The sequence below is a fragment of the Kribbella sp. NPDC000426 genome (assembly GCF_040300265.1).
Lineage (GTDB): Bacteria > Actinomycetota > Actinomycetes > Propionibacteriales > Kribbellaceae > Kribbella.
This window is the reverse complement of sequence record NZ_JBEPDK010000009.1, coordinates 200,700-216,848: the sequence shown is the minus strand read 5'-3', so window position 1 is coordinate 216,848 and position 16,149 is coordinate 200,700. Positions and strand designations below refer to the sequence as shown.

The 16,149-nt window shown below is 68.7% G+C and carries 17 protein-coding genes; 13 read left to right on the top strand and 4 right to left on the bottom strand.

Annotation, left to right across the window (positions count from 1 at the left end; all coding sequences use genetic code 11):
• The first annotated feature begins 1 nt into the window (after position 1).
• Positions 2–448: a type II 3-dehydroquinate dehydratase gene (aroQ, locus tag ABT313_RS38085; RefSeq protein ID WP_130449611.1), complete on the top strand. Its 447-nt coding sequence runs from the start codon at positions 2–4 to the stop codon at positions 446–448.
• Positions 449–729: 281 nt separating this feature from the next.
• A complete protein-coding gene (locus tag ABT313_RS38080) occupies positions 730–1,419 on the top strand; it encodes a helix-turn-helix transcriptional regulator (RefSeq protein ID WP_350864374.1) in 690 nt (229 codons plus the stop codon).
• A gap of 45 nt (positions 1,420–1,464) precedes the next feature.
• Here the strand turns inward: ABT313_RS38080 and ABT313_RS38075 are convergent, their stop codons facing one another.
• A complete protein-coding gene (locus tag ABT313_RS38075) occupies positions 1,465–2,067 on the bottom strand; it encodes an NAD(P)-dependent oxidoreductase (RefSeq protein ID WP_350864371.1) in 603 nt (200 codons plus the stop codon).
• A gap of 1 nt (position 2,068) precedes the next feature.
• Positions 2,069–2,974 carry an EamA family transporter gene (locus ABT313_RS38070; RefSeq protein WP_350864368.1) on the bottom strand — a complete coding sequence of 302 codons (906 nt, stop codon included), beginning with the start codon at positions 2,972–2,974 and terminating at the stop codon, positions 2,069–2,071.
• Between the two features lie 73 nt (positions 2,975–3,047).
• Between ABT313_RS38070 and ABT313_RS38065 the strand changes: the two genes are divergently transcribed.
• Positions 3,048–3,545 carry a MarR family winged helix-turn-helix transcriptional regulator gene (locus ABT313_RS38065; protein ID WP_350864365.1) on the top strand — a complete coding sequence of 166 codons (498 nt, stop codon included), beginning with the start codon at positions 3,048–3,050 and terminating at the stop codon, positions 3,543–3,545.
• Here ABT313_RS38065 and ABT313_RS38060 read toward each other — a convergent pair.
• On the bottom strand, positions 3,542–4,312 hold the full coding sequence (locus tag ABT313_RS38060) for a hypothetical protein (protein ID WP_350864362.1): 771 nt from the start codon (positions 4,310–4,312) through the stop codon (positions 3,542–3,544). The genes ABT313_RS38065 and ABT313_RS38060 overlap by 4 nt on opposite strands.
• A gap of 130 nt (positions 4,313–4,442) precedes the next feature.
• On the opposite strand from ABT313_RS38060, the gene efp reads away from it, so the two are divergent.
• Together efp and nusB are read left to right on the top strand one after the other, a co-directional pair.
• Positions 4,443–5,006: an elongation factor P gene (gene efp, locus ABT313_RS38055; protein WP_350864359.1), complete on the top strand. Its 564-nt coding sequence runs from the start codon at positions 4,443–4,445 to the stop codon at positions 5,004–5,006.
• Between the two features lie 24 nt (positions 5,007–5,030).
• The gene (gene nusB / locus ABT313_RS38050; protein WP_130449597.1) at positions 5,031–5,441 is read left to right on the top strand and encodes a transcription antitermination factor NusB; all 411 of its coding nucleotides are present in this window, start codon (positions 5,031–5,033) and stop codon (positions 5,439–5,441) included.
• 225 nt (positions 5,442–5,666) lie between these two features.
• Here the strand turns inward: nusB and bldD are convergent, their stop codons facing one another.
• Positions 5,667–6,182 carry a transcriptional regulator BldD gene (gene bldD, locus ABT313_RS38045; RefSeq protein WP_130449595.1) on the bottom strand — a complete coding sequence of 172 codons (516 nt, stop codon included), beginning with the start codon at positions 6,180–6,182 and terminating at the stop codon, positions 5,667–5,669.
• A 205-nt stretch (positions 6,183–6,387) separates the two neighbouring features.
• On the opposite strand from bldD, the gene pyrR reads away from it, so the two are divergent.
• Genes pyrR through pyrF form a run of 8 tightly spaced genes read left to right on the top strand, consistent with a single transcriptional unit; the run spans position 6,388 to position 16,045 of the window.
• Positions 6,388–6,981: a bifunctional pyr operon transcriptional regulator/uracil phosphoribosyltransferase PyrR gene (gene pyrR / locus ABT313_RS38040; RefSeq protein ID WP_350864356.1), complete on the top strand. Its 594-nt coding sequence runs from the start codon at positions 6,388–6,390 to the stop codon at positions 6,979–6,981.
• Complete coding sequence (locus ABT313_RS38035) at positions 6,978–7,913, top strand: aspartate carbamoyltransferase catalytic subunit (RefSeq protein ID WP_350864353.1); 936 nt, start codon at positions 6,978–6,980, stop codon at positions 7,911–7,913. The genes pyrR and ABT313_RS38035 overlap by 4 nt, the downstream gene beginning before the upstream one ends.
• On the top strand, positions 7,910–9,202 hold the full coding sequence (locus ABT313_RS38030; protein WP_350864350.1) for a dihydroorotase: 1,293 nt from the start codon (positions 7,910–7,912) through the stop codon (positions 9,200–9,202). Before ABT313_RS38035 ends, ABT313_RS38030 begins: the two co-directional genes overlap by 4 nt.
• The gene (locus tag ABT313_RS38025; RefSeq protein WP_350864347.1) at positions 9,199–9,690 is read left to right on the top strand and encodes a PH-like domain-containing protein; all 492 of its coding nucleotides are present in this window, start codon (positions 9,199–9,201) and stop codon (positions 9,688–9,690) included. The genes ABT313_RS38030 and ABT313_RS38025 overlap by 4 nt, the downstream gene beginning before the upstream one ends.
• A complete protein-coding gene (gene carA, locus ABT313_RS38020) occupies positions 9,687–10,808 on the top strand; it encodes a glutamine-hydrolyzing carbamoyl-phosphate synthase small subunit (protein WP_350864345.1) in 1,122 nt (373 codons plus the stop codon). The genes ABT313_RS38025 and carA overlap by 4 nt, the downstream gene beginning before the upstream one ends.
• Positions 10,808–14,113, top strand: coding sequence for a carbamoyl-phosphate synthase large subunit (gene carB / locus ABT313_RS38015; protein ID WP_350864341.1), 3,306 nt, complete (start codon positions 10,808–10,810; stop codon positions 14,111–14,113). The genes carA and carB overlap by 1 nt, the downstream gene beginning before the upstream one ends.
• Positions 14,106–15,191 (top strand): quinone-dependent dihydroorotate dehydrogenase, encoded by a 1,086-nt coding sequence (locus ABT313_RS38010; RefSeq protein WP_350864339.1) that lies wholly within the window; start codon positions 14,106–14,108, stop codon positions 15,189–15,191. Before carB ends, ABT313_RS38010 begins: the two co-directional genes overlap by 8 nt.
• 23 nt (positions 15,192–15,214) lie before the next feature.
• Positions 15,215–16,045: an orotidine-5'-phosphate decarboxylase gene (gene pyrF, locus ABT313_RS38005; RefSeq protein WP_350864959.1), complete on the top strand. Its 831-nt coding sequence runs from the start codon at positions 15,215–15,217 to the stop codon at positions 16,043–16,045.
• The last annotated feature ends 104 nt before the right edge of the window (positions 16,046–16,149 follow it).

Below are 16,149 nucleotides of genomic sequence, written 5' to 3'. Positions count from 1 at the left end.
TGTGACGGATGCGAGCAGGCGGGTGCTGGTACTGAACGGACCGAACCTCGGACGCCTGGGCTCCCGCGAGCCGGAGAAGTACGGTACGACGACGTTCGCCGAGCTGGTCGGCGTCTGCGAGAAGACCGGCGCCGAGCTCGGCTTCGAGGTCGAGGTCCGGCAGACCGATGATGAGGCCGAGCTGGTCGGCTGGCTGCACGAGGCCGCCGACGACCGGACCCCCGTCGTACTCAACCCGGCCGCGTTCACGCACTACTCGTACGCCCTGCGTGACGCGATCGCGCAGCGGACGGCCCCCCTGATCGAGATCCACCTCACCAACCCCGCGACGCGCGAGGAGTTCCGCCACACCAGCGTCGTCGCCGGAGTGGCAACCGGGACCATCGCCGGCTTCGGCCTGGACTCGTACCGCCTCGCGCTCCGCGCCCTCACGAGCCTGGATTCCTGACCGCCGATAACCAAAGTGCCCTTTCGGGCATCAGGTGGGTGTGGGCAGATTTCGACCCGCCGGGCGGGCACAGTTCGCAAGCCGACGGCCAAGAGGCCGGGGTGAGATGCCGGTGAAACGCCGGTGCGTCACCCTGGGCGTTGGGTCGTGACACCGGCTGTCACCGGTCCGAAAGGCCGGCCGGCCGGACGCACGATCGGGAGGAAATCGACGACTTGGGGGTTCGTGTGACTACGGATTCGATCCGTTCCGTTCAACAACGCTCTGGGGGAGTGACAGGTATGACGACCAGTACCAATGGGCAACACAATGGGCAACACCGCATTCCGGTCTGGGTGAAGGCGCTGGACCCGCTGTCGCAGTTCGGGCTGGTGCACACACTCCGGCAGCGGCCGGAGATCAGCCTGATCAACGACACCGACCTGGCCGGCCTCACGCAGTCGGGCGACCAGCGCACCACCCCGCCAGTGGTTGCGTTGATCGCCGTCGACTCGCTGGACGCCGGGGCAGTCCAGGTACTGCGGGCGGCAAGCCAGCGCGGCTGCCGCCGGACCGTGCTGATCGGCAGCGCGATCGACGACGACGCGCTGATGACCGCGGTCGAGCTCGGGGTGTCCGGCGTACTGCGCCGTACCGAGGCCACCGCTGACCGGATCGTGCACCTGGTGCAGGCTGCCGCTGCTGGGGACGGCAGCCTGCCGCCGGATCTGCTCGGCCGGTTGCTGGGACAGGTGTCACGGATGCAGCGGCATGTGCTGGCGCCGCGAGGGCTGTCCCACACAGGTCTGTCGGACCGCGAGACGCAGGTACTGCGGCTGGTGGCCGACGGCAAGGACACGCAGGAGATCGCACGTGAGCTGTCCTACTCGGAGCGAACGGTGAAGAACGTCCTGCACGACGTGACCAGCCGGCTCCAACTGAAGAACCGCTCACACGCCGTCGCGTACGCACTTCGCGAGGGCCTCATCTGACACCACAAACAGCCGGCCCCCGCTGATGAAGCGGGGGCCGGCTGTCTAGTACCCGACGGTGAAGCGCTGCCGGACGTGTTCCGCCCGCTCGGCTTCGTCGACGAGCGCGATCGCGAAGTCCTCCATCGAGATGGCCGAGTTGCCGTGCGCATCGGTCACCAGGTGGTCGTAGCCCTTCCGGTAGCGCCCGGTCCGCTCGCCGGGCTCGAGCAGCGCGGGCGGGCTTACATACGTCCAGTCCAAACCGCCGGCCGCCCGCACAACGTCGTACTGCTCGTTGCAGGCCAGAGCGATAGGCCGCAGATCGACCGGGAAGTCAGGCGAGTCGACCAGCTGTACTTCGGTCCCCGGCACGATCAGACTGGCTGCACCGCCGACCAGGATCAGCCGTACGCCGCTGCCGCGCAGGCCGATCAGCAACCCCTTGGCCGCTGCGACGAGCTCGCTTTCGTTCCCCGGACGCGGCCGGGTCGCGCTGACCACCACGTCGTGCCCAGCGCTCAGTCGAGCAACATCGTCCGGGTCGGACGCATCACCACGGACCGGGCCGGAGCGGCCGACGGCGGTGACTTGGTGGCCGCGGGCAACTGCTTCTCGGACGACCCGACTGCCGACGGCGCCGGCCGCACCCCAGACCAGGATTCGCATGTCACCGCTCCCCGGCCGCGACGAGGACAGGACCTTCGGCGGCGGGCGTCGGCCGCACCTTTCGGCGTACCTGGGCTGTCACGAGGGCACCGAGGACGATCAGACCGCCGATGGCCTGCCAGACCGACAGGTGCTGATCCAGCACCAGCCAGCCGAGTGTCGTCGCCATGACCGGACTGAGCAGCCCCAGGAACGTCACCTCGGTCGGAGCGAGCTCGCGGAGCCCACGGAACCACAGTGCATACGCGACAGCGGATCCGAACAGTGCCAGGTAGGAGTAGCCCGCGAGGTTCCGCAGGGTGAAGTCAGGTAGCGCACCCTCGACCAGGAAGGCAACTGGCAGCAGTACCAGTCCACCGGCGACCAGTTGCCAGCCAGTGGTCGCCAGCAGGGGAGCAGGTGACGTCCAGCGCTTGCTCAGCACGACGCCGAACGCCATGACGACCGCACCGCCGACAGCCGCGAGCACACCCAGCATGTCGAGTTGAGCAGTAGCCCGCAGCACCAGCAGACCGACACCGAACACCCCGGCGATGGCCGTGAGGACAGTGCGCAGGGAGAGCCGCTGCCGCAGCAGACCGGCCGACAGCACTGCGACCAATAGAGGCTGGATCGCGCCGACCGTCGCAGCTACGCCACCGGGCAGCCGGTAGGCGCCGACGAAGAGCAGTGCGTTGAAGGCGCCGATGTTGAGCGTGCCGAGGACCAGCGAGCGCCACCACCAACTGCCTCGGGGGAGGACGCGGGTGATCGCGACCAGCAGGAGACCGGCCGGCAGGGACCGGAGCAGCGCGGCCAGCAGCGGGCGATGAGGCGGGAGGAACTCCGTCGTGACCAGGTAGGTCGTACCCCAGAGCAGCGGCGTGATCGCCGTGACCAGAAGAAGAGAGACTCGATTGCTTAGCACTAAGATAAAGTATCTCAGCGCTAAGCTACTTGCAATCCCTCAGCGCTAAGCAATTCGGCAGTAGGCTGGACGGATGGCAGATCATGTCGACCTGGTGCTCGAGCAGTGGCGGGCGCGGCGGCCGGATATCGATCCGTCGCCGATGGGGGTCATCGGCCGGTTGAGCCGGCTGAGTGCGCTGTTCGACGCCGAGCTGCGACGGAACTTCGCGAAGTACGAGCTGGATCGCGCGTCGTTCGACGTACTGGCGACGCTGCGGCGCAGCAATGCCGAGCACAGCCTGACGCCGGCCGGGCTGATGCACTCGTCGATGGTGACGTCAGGGGCGATCAGTCAGCGGCTGGATCGGCTGGAGACGCGCGGTCTGGTCACGCGCGCGCCCAGTGAGACCGACGGTCGCGGCGTACAGGTGACGCTGACGGCCGAGGGTCTGAAGCTGATCGACAAGGTGCTGCCGACGCACGTCGACGTGGAGGCGCAGCTGCTGGCCGGCCTGTCGACGACGGAACGCGATCAGCTCGCCGGTCTGCTCCGGACGCTGCTGGAATCGCTGGGGGACAAGCGCGACTAGGACGTGGTCCCGGGTCGTGGCGCGTTGCGGACGGTCTGCCAGAGCTCGTCGATGTCGGAGCGGTCCTCCGGCTCGGGCTTGTCGACCCAGCCGCTGGCCCAGACGTTCTCCTCGCGGTCGTCGAGATTGAAGATCGACTCCGCGAACGCGGCGGACCCGACGTACCGGCTGTCGTCCTCGTCCGATTCGCCGGAGTCGGAGTAGGCGGCGTCGGCGTCGGCGTCGGGGGAGCGGGGAGCCGTCCTGGGGGCGACCAGCGAGCGGGCGTACTTCTGCGCCTCGAGGATGCCCAGCTCGCGCTGTTCACCCAGCAGCCGGATCGCGCCGACCTCGTTGTTCGCGTTCATCAGCTTCCGCACCTGGGCGTCCAGGTCCTGGTTCGAGACCGGCAGCTGGCTCTGCTGCGGGCGATGCGCCGGTGGCTGGTACGCGTTCTGGGTGTACTGCACCGGCTGGAACTGGGCCGGCGGCTGGTACGGCGACATGTACGGAGCCGGATTGCCGGACTGCACGGGCTGCCCGGACTGCACAACCTGGCCCGGGAACGTCGAACCCTGGTTCGGCGGCGGACCGCCCTGCCCGGCGGCCTGGGCGTACTGGCCCTGGAACTGCGTGGGCAGGTTGCCGCCCTGCTGGGCCTGGATCTTCTCGACCAGCGCCTGGACCCGCGGATTGACCTTCCCGTTGGCCCGGTTGGACTGCTGCTTGGCCTTGTTGATCAGGCTCACGACGATCATCACCACGACGAAGATGATGAATCCGGTCATCGCAGGCTCCTCCCGTGGACGGCTCCGGACCCTCAGCCTAGAGCCCCCCGGGTGCGCGGAGTCGGAGGAAAGCAGCGGTGACCGCTACAATCTGCTGTTACCGCTGATCGAATTCGAAGGGCATACCCGCGTGGCATCGACGAACGACCTCAAGAACGGCATGGTGCTCGACCTGGACGGCCAGCTCTGGTCCGTCGTGTGGTTCCAGCATCACAAGCCGGGCAAGGGCGGCGCCATCGTCCGGACCAAGCTGAAGAACGTGCTGTCCGGCAAGGTGGTGGACAAGACCTTCAATGCCGACGTGAAGGTCGACGTGGCCACGGTCGACAAGCGTGACATGACCTACCTGTACAACGACGGCACGGCCTACGTGTTCATGGACAAGTCGACGTACGAGCAGCTCCAGCTCCAGCCCGAGGTGGTCGGCGACGCCGTCCACTTCCTGCTCGAGAACCAGGACGCGATCGTCGCCGTGCACGACGACCTCCCGCTGTACGTCGAGCTCCCGGCCTCCGTCGAGCTGACCGTCGAGTACACCGAGCCGGGCCTGCAGGGCGACCGCTCGAGCGGCGGCACCAAGCCCGCTAAGCTCGAGACCGGCTACGACATCCAGGTCCCGCTGTTCCTGACCACCGGTGAGAAGGTCAAGGTGGACACCCGGACCGGGGACTACCTCGGCCGCGTCACGTCCTGACCAGCAGAAAGCCAACAACAGCACATGTCTGCCCGTAGCAAGGCCCGCAAGCGCGCACTGGACGTGCTGTTCGAATCCGAGGTGAGGGGGCTGCCGGTCGGCGGCACCCTGGCCGACCGGGTGGCCGACAACGACCCGCCGGTGAACGAGTTCACCGTGGCGCTGGTCGAAGGTGTCGCGAAGCACATCGAGCAGATCGACGACCTGCTCGAGACCCACTCGGTGGGCTGGACGCTGGACCGGATGCCGGCCGTCGACCGGAACATCCTGCGGATCGGCGCGTACGAGCTGCTGTTCGACGACCAGGTCCCGGACGTGGTCGCGGTCAGCGAGGCGGTCGCGCTGGCGCGCGATCTGTCCACGGACGAGTCGCCCGTCTTCGTGAACGGGCTGCTGGCAAGACTGCTGCAGCTGAAGCCCACCCTGGGCGTCTGAGAGATCGAGGAACGAGGGGGGCGAGCCCTCTCCGAGTTCCTCTGTGTGTCTGGCCCGGTGACCGTCTCGGTACGGTCCCGGGCCGCCGATGCGTCCCCGTACGCGGCTGGTGAGGTGGTACCTGCCGCTGTTCGTTGCTCCGTTGGGTCCAAGAGAGAAGGCGGGCGGCCGCGGGCCAGCTGCTACAAGCCCCGACCGTCTAGTGCCTTCGATTGACGCTGTGCGTCAGGCGCCGGCTGCCTCGGACGATTCCTCGACCTCGCCCTTCGCCTCCGGGTTCAGCACGCCCCAGGAGATGAAACGCTCGGTCAGCGTCGTCGGCGACTCGTCGTAGATCACGGCGAGCGTCCGCATGTCGTCCTGCCGGATCGACAGCACCTTTCCGTTGTAGTCCCCACGCTGAGCCTGGATCGTGGCGGCGTACCGCGTCAGCGGACCCGCCTCGCTCGCGTCGAGGTGTTGCAGGGCCTCCAGGTCGAGGATCAACCGGGGCGGAGCGGCTGCAGCTGCGGCCGCGCTGGCGGAACCAGGGAGCAGTTCACGGATCGGCACGCCGTAGAAATCGGCGAGCTCCGCGAGCTTCTGGACCGTGACGGCTCGATCGCCGCGCTCGTACGAGCCGACGACGACCGCCTTCCAGCGACCCTTGGACTTCTCTTCCACACCATGCAGCGACAGCCCTTGCTGCTGGCGGATGGCGCGTAGCTTGCCACCCAGTGTCTTCGCGTATTCGCTAGGCACGCTGGTCTTCCCTCCGACTAGTTTCGTCTTGTCCGGCCCGCAGGGTACGGCCCGAAAGGTGAAACCCCCCTCGATTACACAGAGTAACAATATTCTGGGTGCGAGGCCAGCGTCAAGACGGCGTGTCACATCCGATACCATGTCAAGCGGTCCGAACGTCCTTTAAAGACCCGTCCAGAGAGGCGGGAAAGGAGGAACGGTAGCGATGAGCCCTGCCCAGAGTGCAGAGACTCCGGACATCGCGCAGCAGGCAGTACGCAGCAGCCGCGAGGTCCTCGATGCTTCCGACATTTCCCGGGCACTGACCCGGATCGCCCACGAGATCCTCGAGCGGAACCGCGGCGCCGACCCGGTCGTCCTGCTCGGCATCCCCACCCGCGGTGTCCCGCTGGCCCAGCGCGTCTCCGCCCGGATCCAGGCCGTTGAGGGGCAGAGCGTGCCCACAGGGTCACTCGACGTGACCATGTACCGCGACGACATCGGCCTCAAGCCGCCCCGCGGCCTCGAGCACACCGCGATCCCCGCGGACGGGATCGACGGCAAGGTCGTCGTCCTGGTCGACGACGTGCTGTTCTCCGGCCGCACGATCCGCGCGGCCCTCGACGCGCTCGGCGACATCGGCCGCCCGCGCGCGGTGCAGCTAGCGGTCCTGGTCGACCGCGGCCACCGCGAATTGCCGATCCGCGCCGACTACGTCGGCAAGAACCTGCCGACCTCCCTGGTGGAGCGGGTCACGGTCCACCTGACCGAGTTCGACGGCGAGGACGCTGTGCTGATCGCCGACAAGGGGGCGAAATGAAGCATCTGCTGAGCGCCGGCGACCTGAGCCGCGACGAGGCCGACCTGATCCTCGACACCGCCGAGGAGATGCGGTCGCTGGCCGACCGCCCGATCAAGAAGCTGCCCGCGCTGCGTGGGCGGACCGTGGTCAACCTGTTCTTCGAGGACTCGACCCGGACCCGGATCTCGTTCGAGGCGGCCGCCAAGCGGCTGTCGGCGGATGTGATCAACTTCTCCGCCAAGGGTTCGAGCGTGAGCAAGGGCGAGAGCCTGAAGGACACCGCCCTCACGCTGCAGGCGATGGGCGCCGACGGTGTGGTCTGCCGGCACGGCTCCTCCGGCGCGCCGCACCTGCTGGCGAAGTCCGGCTGGATGACCGGCTCGGTGGTGAACGCCGGTGACGGCACCCACGAGCACCCGACCCAGGCGCTGCTCGACGCGTTCACGATGCGCCGACACCTCGGCTCGCTGGAGGGTCGCCGGATCACGATCGTCGGCGACGTCCTGCACTCCCGGGTCGCGCGGTCGAACGTGCTACTGCTCGCCACCCTGGGCGCCGACGTGACTGTGGTCGCGCCGCCCACGCTGCTGCCCGTCGACATGACGAGCTGGCCCTGTACGACGTCGTACGACCTGGACTCGGCGCTGCCGAAGAGCGACGCGGTGATGATGCTGCGGGTGCAGCGCGAGCGGATGAACGACGCGTTCTTCCCCAGCGCCCGCGAGTACACCCGCCGGTACGGCCTGGACGTGCACCGGATGGCCCAGCTGCCGGACGACACGATCGTCATGCACCCGGGTCCGATGAACCGGGGGATGGAGATCAGCGCCGAGGTCGCCGACTCCACCCGCTCGGTGATCGTCGAGCAGGTCACGAACGGCGTGGCCATCCGCATGGCCGTCCTTTACCTCCTACTGTCCGGAAGCAACGAAGAGGAGCAGACCGCATGACCGCACACTTGATCACCGGCGCGCGCATCGTTGGCGGTGAGGTGGCGGACCTGCTGGTCGACAACGGCGAGATCGTTGCTGTCGGCACCAACCTCGACAAGCCCGCCGACGCACAGACCGTCGATGCGCAGGGCCTGATCGCGCTACCCGGGCTGGTCGACCTGCACACCCACCTGCGCGAGCCCGGCCGCGAGGACGCCGAGACCGTGCTGACCGGCACCCGCGCTGCGGCCAAGGGCGGGTTCACCGCCGTGTTCGCGATGGCCAACACCGACCCGGTCGCCGACACCGCCGGTGTGGTCGAGCAGGTCTGGCGCCTCGGCCGCGACGCCGGGTACGCCGATGTGTACCCGATCGGCGCGGTCACCGTCGGCCGCAAGGGCACGCAGCTCGCCGAGCTCGGCGCGATGGCGGACTCGGCGGCCCGCGTCCGGGTCTTCTCCGACGACGGCGACTGCGTCTGGGACGCCGCGCTGATGCGGCGCGCACTCGAGTACGTGAAGGCGTTCGACGGTGTGATCGCCCAGCACGCGCAGGAGCCGCGGCTGACCCAGGGCGCGCAGATGAACGAGGGCGCGCTGTCCGGCGTACTCGGGCTGACCGGCTGGCCGAGTGTCGCCGAGGAGGCGATCATTGCCCGCGACATCCTGCTCAACGCGCATGTCGGGTCGAAGCTGCACATCTGCCACGTGTCCACCCGGGGCTCGGTGGAGATCGTCCGCGCCGCCAAGCGCCGCGGGCTGGAGGTCACCGCCGAGGTCACACCGCACCACCTGCTGCTGACCGAAGACCTGGCCGCCTCCTACAACCCGGTGTACAAGGTGAACCCGCCGCTGCGCACCAAGGACGACGTCGAGGCGGTCCGCGAGGGTCTGGCCGACGGCACGATCGACATCGTCGCCACCGACCACGCGCCGCACCCGGTCGAGGACAAGGACTGCGAGTGGAGCGCGGCCGCGTTCGGCATGACCGGGCTCGAGACCGCGCTCAGCGTCGTACAGCACTCGATGATCGACACCAAGCTGCTGACCTGGTCCGAGGTCGCCGACCGGATGAGCTACCGGCCGGCCGCGATCGGTCAGATCTCCGAGCACGGCCGTCCACTCGAGGCGGGTGCGCCGGCGAACTTCGTGCTGTACGACCCGAGCGTCGAGCGGACCGTCGTACCGGAGCAGTCGGTGTCGCTGTCGCGGAACACGCCGTTCCAGGGGATGACGTTGCCGGGCAAGGTGGTCGCGACGTTCCTCCGCGGTACGCCGGTCGTCGTGGACGGTGAGCTGACGCGGTGAAGACCGTTCTGGGCATTCTGGGCACGCTGCTGGTGCTGGCGGCCGCCTATTTCGGGATGTACCGGGGCTGGCGCAACCGCCAGTCCCGGCAGTCCGACCTGTCGCCGCTGCCCGCGGTGCCGGAGGTCAAGGTCAGCGGCGTCGAAGGTGTGTACGTCGCGACCACGAGTGCCGGCGACTGGATGGACCGGATCGCCGTGCACGAACTGGGAGTCCGCAGCATCGCGGACCTGGCCGTCAGTGAGGCCGGCCTGATCTTCCACCGGCAGGGCGCGACGGATGTGTTCATCCCCGCGGACCACTTGACCGGCGTCCGGACCGACCGCGGGATCGCCGGCAAGGTGGCCGCGGAGAAGTCCGGCCTGGTCGTGGTCACCTGGACGCACGACGGCCGTGAGCTCGACACCGGGTTCCGCCCGCGTCGCAAGGCCGACACCGCCGCCCTGACCGAATCCATCGCAACACTGATCGGAGCCGAGCAAAGATGAGCCAGCCCGCACTGCTGGTCCTCGAAGACGGCCGGTCGTTCGCCGGCACGTCGTACGGGGCGACCGGCGAGACGTACGGCGAGGCGGTGTTCACCACCGGGATGACCGGGTACCAGGAGACGCTGACCGACCCGTCGTACCACCGGCAGATCGTCACCCAGACCGCGCCGCACATCGGCAACACCGGTGTGAACGACGAGGACGACGAGTCGCAGAAGATCTGGGTCGCCGGGTACGTCGTCCGCGACCCGGCCCGCGTCCCGTCCAACTGGCGCGCCACGAGGTCCCTGGACGACCAACTGAAGAGCCAGGGGATCGTCGGGATCTCCGGAATCGACACCCGCGCGCTGACCCGGCACCTGCGTGAGCGCGGCGCGATGCGGGCGGGTATCTCCACCGAGATCCTCGACCCGGCCGCCCTGCTGGCGAAGGTCCTGGAGCAGCCGCCGATGGTCGGTGCGGACCTCGCCGACGAGGTCACCACCGCCGAGACGTACGTCGTGCCCGCGGTCGGCGAGCGCCGGTTCACCGTGGTCGCGCTCGACCTCGGGATCAAGTCGATGACGCCGACGCGGATGGCCGAGCGCGGCATCGAGGTCCACGTGATGCCCGCGACCGCGTCGCTGGACGACGTGCTTGCGGTCGACCCGGACGGCATCTTCATGAGCAACGGTCCCGGCGACCCCGAGACCACCGAGCACCCGACGACGCTGCTGAAGGAGTTGCTGCAGCGCGGCAAGCCGTACTTCGGGATCTGCTTCGGCAACCAGGTGTTCGGGCGGGCGCTCGGGCTGGGGACGTTCAAGCTCAAGTACGGGCACCGCGGAATCAACCAGCCGGTGCTCGACCGGGCCACCGGCAAGGTCGAGATCACCGCGCAGAACCACGGCTTCGCGGTGGACGCGCCGATCGACTCGGTCGTGGAGACGCCGTACGGGACCGCCGAGGTGTCGCACGTCTCGCTCAACGACAACGTGGTCGAGGGGCTCAAGCTGACCGGTCACGACGGCCGGGTGCTCGCTTTCTCTGTCCAGTACCACCCCGAAGCCGCAGCCGGCCCGCACGATTCGGCCTACCTGTTCGACCGCTTCGTAGAGCTGATGGAAGGACGGGCCTGATGCCGCGTCGTACAGACATCGAGTCGGTGCTGGTCATCGGCTCCGGCCCGATCGTGATCGGTCAGGCCTGCGAGTTCGACTACTCCGGCACGCAGGCCTGCCGGGTACTGCGCGAGGAGGGCTTCCGCGTCGTCCTGGTGAACTCGAACCCGGCCACGATCATGACGGACCCGGAGTTCGCCGACGCGACGTACGTCGAGCCGATCACGCCGGAGTTCGTCGAGAAGGTGATCGAGAAGGAGCGGCCGAACGCGCTGCTCGCCACGCTCGGCGGCCAGACCGCGCTGAACGCGGCGATCGCCCTGCATGAGAACGGCGTCCTGGAGAAGTACGGCGTCGAGCTGATCGGCGCGTCCGTCGACGCGATCCAGCGCGGTGAGAACCGGCAGTCGTTCAAGCAGATCGTGGAGAAGCTCGGCGCGGAGGTCGCGCGGTCGCGGATCTGCCACTCGCTCGACGACGTTCTCGGTGCGGCCGGCGAGCTCGGCTACCCGCTGGTCGTCCGGCCGTCGTTCACGATGGGCGGCGTCGGCTCCGGGATGGCGTACGACGAGGCCGACCTGCGCCGGATCGCCGGGGCCGGACTGCACGCGAGCCCGACGACCGAGGTCCTGATCGAGGAGTCGATCCTCGGCTGGAAGGAGTACGAGCTGGAGGTGATGCGCGACAAGGCCGACAACGTCGTGATCATCTGCTCGATCGAGAACGTCGACCCGATGGGCGTGCACACCGGCGACTCGATCACGGTCGCGCCGGCGATGACGCTGACCGACCGCGAGTACCAGGTCATGCGGGACCTTGCCATCGGCATCATCCGCGAGGTCGGCGTGGACACCGGCGGCTGCAACATCCAGTTTGCGGTCAACCCCGCCGACGGGCGGCTGATCGTGATCGAGATGAACCCGCGGGTGTCCCGCTCGTCCGCCCTGGCGTCGAAGGCGACCGGCTTCCCGATCGCGAAGATCGCCGCGAAGGTTGCCATCGGCTACACGCTGGACGAGATCCCGAACGACATCACGAAGCAGACGCCGGCCAGCTTCGAGCCGACGCTGGACTACGTCGTGGTGAAGGTGCCGCGGTTCGCGTTCGAGAAGTTCCCGGCCGCGGACGCCACGCTGACCACGCACATGAAGAGCGTCGGCGAGGCGATGGCGATCGGCCGCAACTACACCGAGGCGCTGCAGAAGGCGCTGCGGTCGCTGGAGAAGCCGGAGGCCCGGTTCACCTGGGCCGGTCATCCGGCGAGCGAGCTGGAGCCGTTGCTGGAGGCAATCAAGACGCCGCAGGACGGGCGGCTGCGGATCATCATGGACGCGATCCGCGCGGGTGCGACGCCGGAGCAGATCTTCGATCAAACTCGCATTGACCCGTGGTTCGTGGACCAGCTGTACCTGCTGCACGAGACCGCGCTGCAGGTGGCGGCCGCGCCGCGGCTCACGCCCGAGGTGATCAAGCTGGCCAAGCGGCACGGGTTCTCGGACCTGCAGCTGGCCGAGATCCGCGGGCTGACCGAGGACGTCGTCCGCGGCGTCCGGCAGGCGCTCGGGATCCGGCCGGTCTACAAAACGGTCGACACCTGTGCGGCCGAGTTCAAGGCCGAGACGCCGTACCACTACTCGTCGTACGACGAGGAGTCCGAGGTCGCGCCGCGGGAGACTCCCGCGGTGCTGATCCTGGGCTCGGGGCCGAACCGGATCGGCCAGGGGATCGAGTTCGACTACTCCTGTGTGCACGCGTCGATGGCGCTGCGCGAGGCCGGTTACTGCACGGTGATGGTGAACTGCAACCCGGAGACGGTCTCGACCGACTACGACACCTCGGATCGGCTGTACTTCGAGCCGCTCACCTGCGAGGACGTGCTCGAGATCGTGTACGCCGAGATGCAGGCCGGCCCGGTCGCCGGTGTGATCGTGCAGCTCGGCGGTCAGACCCCGCTCGGCCTGGCGCAGCGGCTCGCGGATGCCGGCGTACCGATCGTCGGGACGTCGCCGGAGGCCATTCACCTGGCCGAGGAGCGGGGCGCGTTCGGCAAGGTGCTCGCGGACGCGCAGCTGCCGGCGCCGAAGCACGGTACGGCGCTGTCGGCCGACGAGGCGCAGGCGGTGGCCGAGGAGATCGGGTTCCCGGTGCTCGTCCGGCCGTCGTACGTGCTGGGCGGACGCGGGATGGAGATCGTCTACAGCTCGGCCGAGCTGTCGGCCGCGCTGGACCGGCTCAGCGCCGGCTCCGGGTCGTGGGAGCACCCGGTGCTCATCGACCGGTTCCTGGACGACGCGGTCGAGATCGACGTGGACGGGCTGTTCGACGGTCAGGAGCTGTTCCTGGGCGGCGTGATGGAGCACATCGAGGAGGCCGGGGTGCACTCGGGCGACTCGTCCTGCGCGCTGCCGCCGATCACGCTCGGGAACGCGGACATCGAGAAGCTCCGGATGTCGACCGAGGCGATCGCTCGTGGGGTCGGCGTCCGCGGGCTGATCAACATCCAGTACGCGCTCGCCGGCGATGTGCTGTACGTGCTGGAGGCGAACCCGCGGGCCTCGCGGACCGTGCCGTTCGTGTCGAAGGCGACGGCGACCCCGCTGGCCAAGGCCGCGGCCCGGGTGATGCTCGGGGCAACGATCGCTTCACTGCGCGAAGAGGGAATGCTGCCGGCCACCGGCGACGGCGGCACGCTGCCGCCGACGACGCCGATCGCGGTGAAGGAAGCCGTGATGCCGTTCAACCGGTTCCGGACCATCGACGGCTCGTCGGTCGACACCGTGCTCGGGCCCGAGATGAAGTCGACCGGCGAGGTGATGGGGATCGACGACACCTTCGGTACGGCGTTCGCGAAGTCGCAGGCCGGGGCGTCGCAGCCGCTGCCGATCGACGGCAAGGTCTTCGTCTCGGTCGCGAACCGGGACAAGCGGCACATGATCTTCCCGGTCAAGCGGCTGGCGGATCTCGGCTTCCAGATCTACGCGACCGAGGGCACTGCCGACGTACTGCGGCGCAACGGCGTCGAGGCGGTCACGGTCCGCAAGAGCAGCCAGGGCCCCGGCCCGAACGGTGAGCCGACGATTGTCCAGATGGTCCAGGACGGTGAGCTGAACCTGATCGTCAACACCCCGATCGGGATCACGCAGGGCGGTTCGCCGCGACTCGACGGGTACGAGATCCGGAGTGCGGCGGTGGCGCGGAACATCCCGTGCATCACCACGGTCCAGGGCCTGGCGGCCGCCGTCCAGGGCATCGAGGCGCAACGGGCCGGCGACATCGGCGTCCGATCCCTCCAGGACTGGGTGCCGAGGATCCACGGTGTCTGAGCGGACGGACAACGTGCCGGCCCGGCGGCACAGGCGGACGGCCTACGAGCGCGTCGTCCGCCCCGTCCTGTACCGCCTGGGCCGCGGAGACGCCGAGATCGCCCACGAGCAAACGCTGAAAGCGATGCGCCTGATCGGACGCGTACCCGGGGCAGCGCAGGCCGGGTCCCGCCTGTTCGGCGCCTCGGGCGGTCCGGCTCGGACCGTGTTCGGCGTGCGCTTCCCCTCACCCATCGGGTTGGCCGCGGGGATGGACAAGAACGGGATCGCGCTGCGGGCGTGGCCGGCGATCGGCTTCGGTTTCGTCGAGGTCGGCACGGTGACCGCGCATCCGCAGCCCGGCAACGAGAAGCCGCGGCTGTTCCGCCTGGTCGAGCACGAGGCCGTGATCAACCGGATGGGCTTCAACAACCTCGGCAGCGAAGCGCTGGCCGCGCGGCTGGCGGCGTACGGCGACCTCGGCTATCCGCTCGGCATCTCGATCGGCAAGTCCAAGATCACCCCGCTCGAGGACGCGGTCGAGGACTACGTGACCTCCCTCCGCCGCCTCTACCGGTACGGCGACTACTTCGCGGTCAACGTCTCCTCACCGAACACGCCCGGCCTGCGCTCGCTCCAGGACGCAGGCCAACTCCGTGAACTGCTTGCCGCGCTGCACACAGAGGCAGCTGCGCTGACCGTGGCCGGGCTTGATCCGAAGCCGATCCTGGTGAAGATCGCGCCCGACCTGACCACGTCCGCGATCGACGAGCTCCTCCAGGTCTGCACCGACGAGCACGTCGCGGGCATCATCGCCACCAACACAACCATCGATCGCGCGGGCGTGTCGCATCATCCGCTTGCCACCGAGACCGGCGGCCTGTCCGGCCGTCCGCTCGGGGAGATCGCGGCGAAGACCATCGCCCATATCCACAACGAGACCGGGGGAGCGCTGCCGATCATCGGAGTGGGAGGGATCGTCGAGCCGTCGGACGCCACCCGCCTCTTCGACGCCGGCGCCAGCCTGGTCCAGGTCTACACCGGCCTGATCTACCGCGGACCCGGGCTGATCCGGGCCATCAACAGGAGTTTGCCGTGAGCAACCAATTTGTGGGGAGCGACATGCGTAACAAGCCGTTCGGCGCGCGTCTGCGCGCGGCCATGGACGCCCGCGGGCCACTCTGCGTCGGCATCGACCCGCACCAGCACCTGCTTGACACCTGGGGCCTGCCGGACACGGCCGAAGGCCTGGCCTCGTTCACGTACGGCGTCGTCGAGGCGCTCGCCGACCGGGTCGCGGTGTTCAAGCCGCAGTCCGCGTTCTTCGAGCGGTTCGGGTCGGCCGGCATCGCCGTCCTCGAACAGGCCACGATCCGGCTGCGGGACGCCGGTGCGCTGGTGATCATCGACGCGAAGCGCGGTGACATCGGCAGCACGATGGGCGGCTACGCGGCGGCGTACCTGGCCGAGAAGGGTCCGCTGGCGTGCGATGCGCTGACGGTCAGCCCGTACCTCGGGTTCGGCTCGCTGCAGCCGGCCATCGACGTGGCGCGCGAGTCCGGCGCCGGCCTGTTCGTCCTGGCCCTGACGTCGAACCCGGAAGGCCCGCAGTTCCAGACCGCCCGCACCGCCGACGGCCCGACAGTCGCGGGCGCGGTCCTCGACGGTCTGCGCGAGTTGAACGCGGACTCCGACGGCCTCGGCTCGTTCGGGGCAGTCGTTGGCGCGACCATCAGTTCGACCGACGAGAACCTCGACATCAACGGCCCGCTGCTCGCCCCGGGCCTCGGCGCCCAGGGCGGCACGGCCGAAGGGCTGACGAAGGTCTTCGGTACGGCTGTCCGCAACGTCGTACCGTCGAGCTCGCGCGAGATCCTCGGCGCCGGCCCGAACGGGTTGCAGGCCGCGGCCGACCGGGCGAACGACGCCTACCGGACCGTGCTGGGCTACTGACGGAATGCACTAAACGCTGCTAGAATAAGCATCAGCAAATCCCGCGAGTTATTTTCGCGGGATTTGCTGGTTTATCTTGAATTTCCGGTCGGTGCTATGCGATC

Excerpts from the sequence above, each read along its gene's own strand:
- ABT313_RS38075 (WP_350864371.1), bottom strand. The coding sequence starts at position 2,067 with ATGCGAATCCTGGTCTGGGGTGCGGCCGGCGCCGTCGGCAGTCGGGTC.
- carA (WP_350864345.1), top strand. The coding sequence starts at position 9,687 with ATGAGCCAGCCCGCACTGCTGGTCCTCGAAGACGGCCGGTCGTTCGCC.
- pyrF (WP_350864959.1), top strand. The coding sequence starts at position 15,215 with ATGCGTAACAAGCCGTTCGGCGCGCGTCTGCGCGCGGCCATGGACGCC.
- ABT313_RS38065 (WP_350864365.1), top strand. The coding sequence starts at position 3,048 with ATGGCAGATCATGTCGACCTGGTGCTCGAGCAGTGGCGGGCGCGGCGG.
- pyrR (WP_350864356.1), top strand. The coding sequence starts at position 6,388 with ATGAGCCCTGCCCAGAGTGCAGAGACTCCGGACATCGCGCAGCAGGCA.
- nusB (WP_130449597.1), top strand. The coding sequence starts at position 5,031 with ATGTCTGCCCGTAGCAAGGCCCGCAAGCGCGCACTGGACGTGCTGTTC.
- ABT313_RS38080 (WP_350864374.1), top strand. The coding sequence starts at position 730 with ATGACGACCAGTACCAATGGGCAACACAATGGGCAACACCGCATTCCG.
- ABT313_RS38035 (WP_350864353.1), top strand. The coding sequence starts at position 6,978 with ATGAAGCATCTGCTGAGCGCCGGCGACCTGAGCCGCGACGAGGCCGAC.
- ABT313_RS38030 (WP_350864350.1), top strand. The coding sequence starts at position 7,910 with ATGACCGCACACTTGATCACCGGCGCGCGCATCGTTGGCGGTGAGGTG.
- ABT313_RS38060 (WP_350864362.1), bottom strand. The coding sequence starts at position 4,312 with ATGACCGGATTCATCATCTTCGTCGTGGTGATGATCGTCGTGAGCCTG.
- carB (WP_350864341.1), top strand. The coding sequence starts at position 10,808 with ATGCCGCGTCGTACAGACATCGAGTCGGTGCTGGTCATCGGCTCCGGC.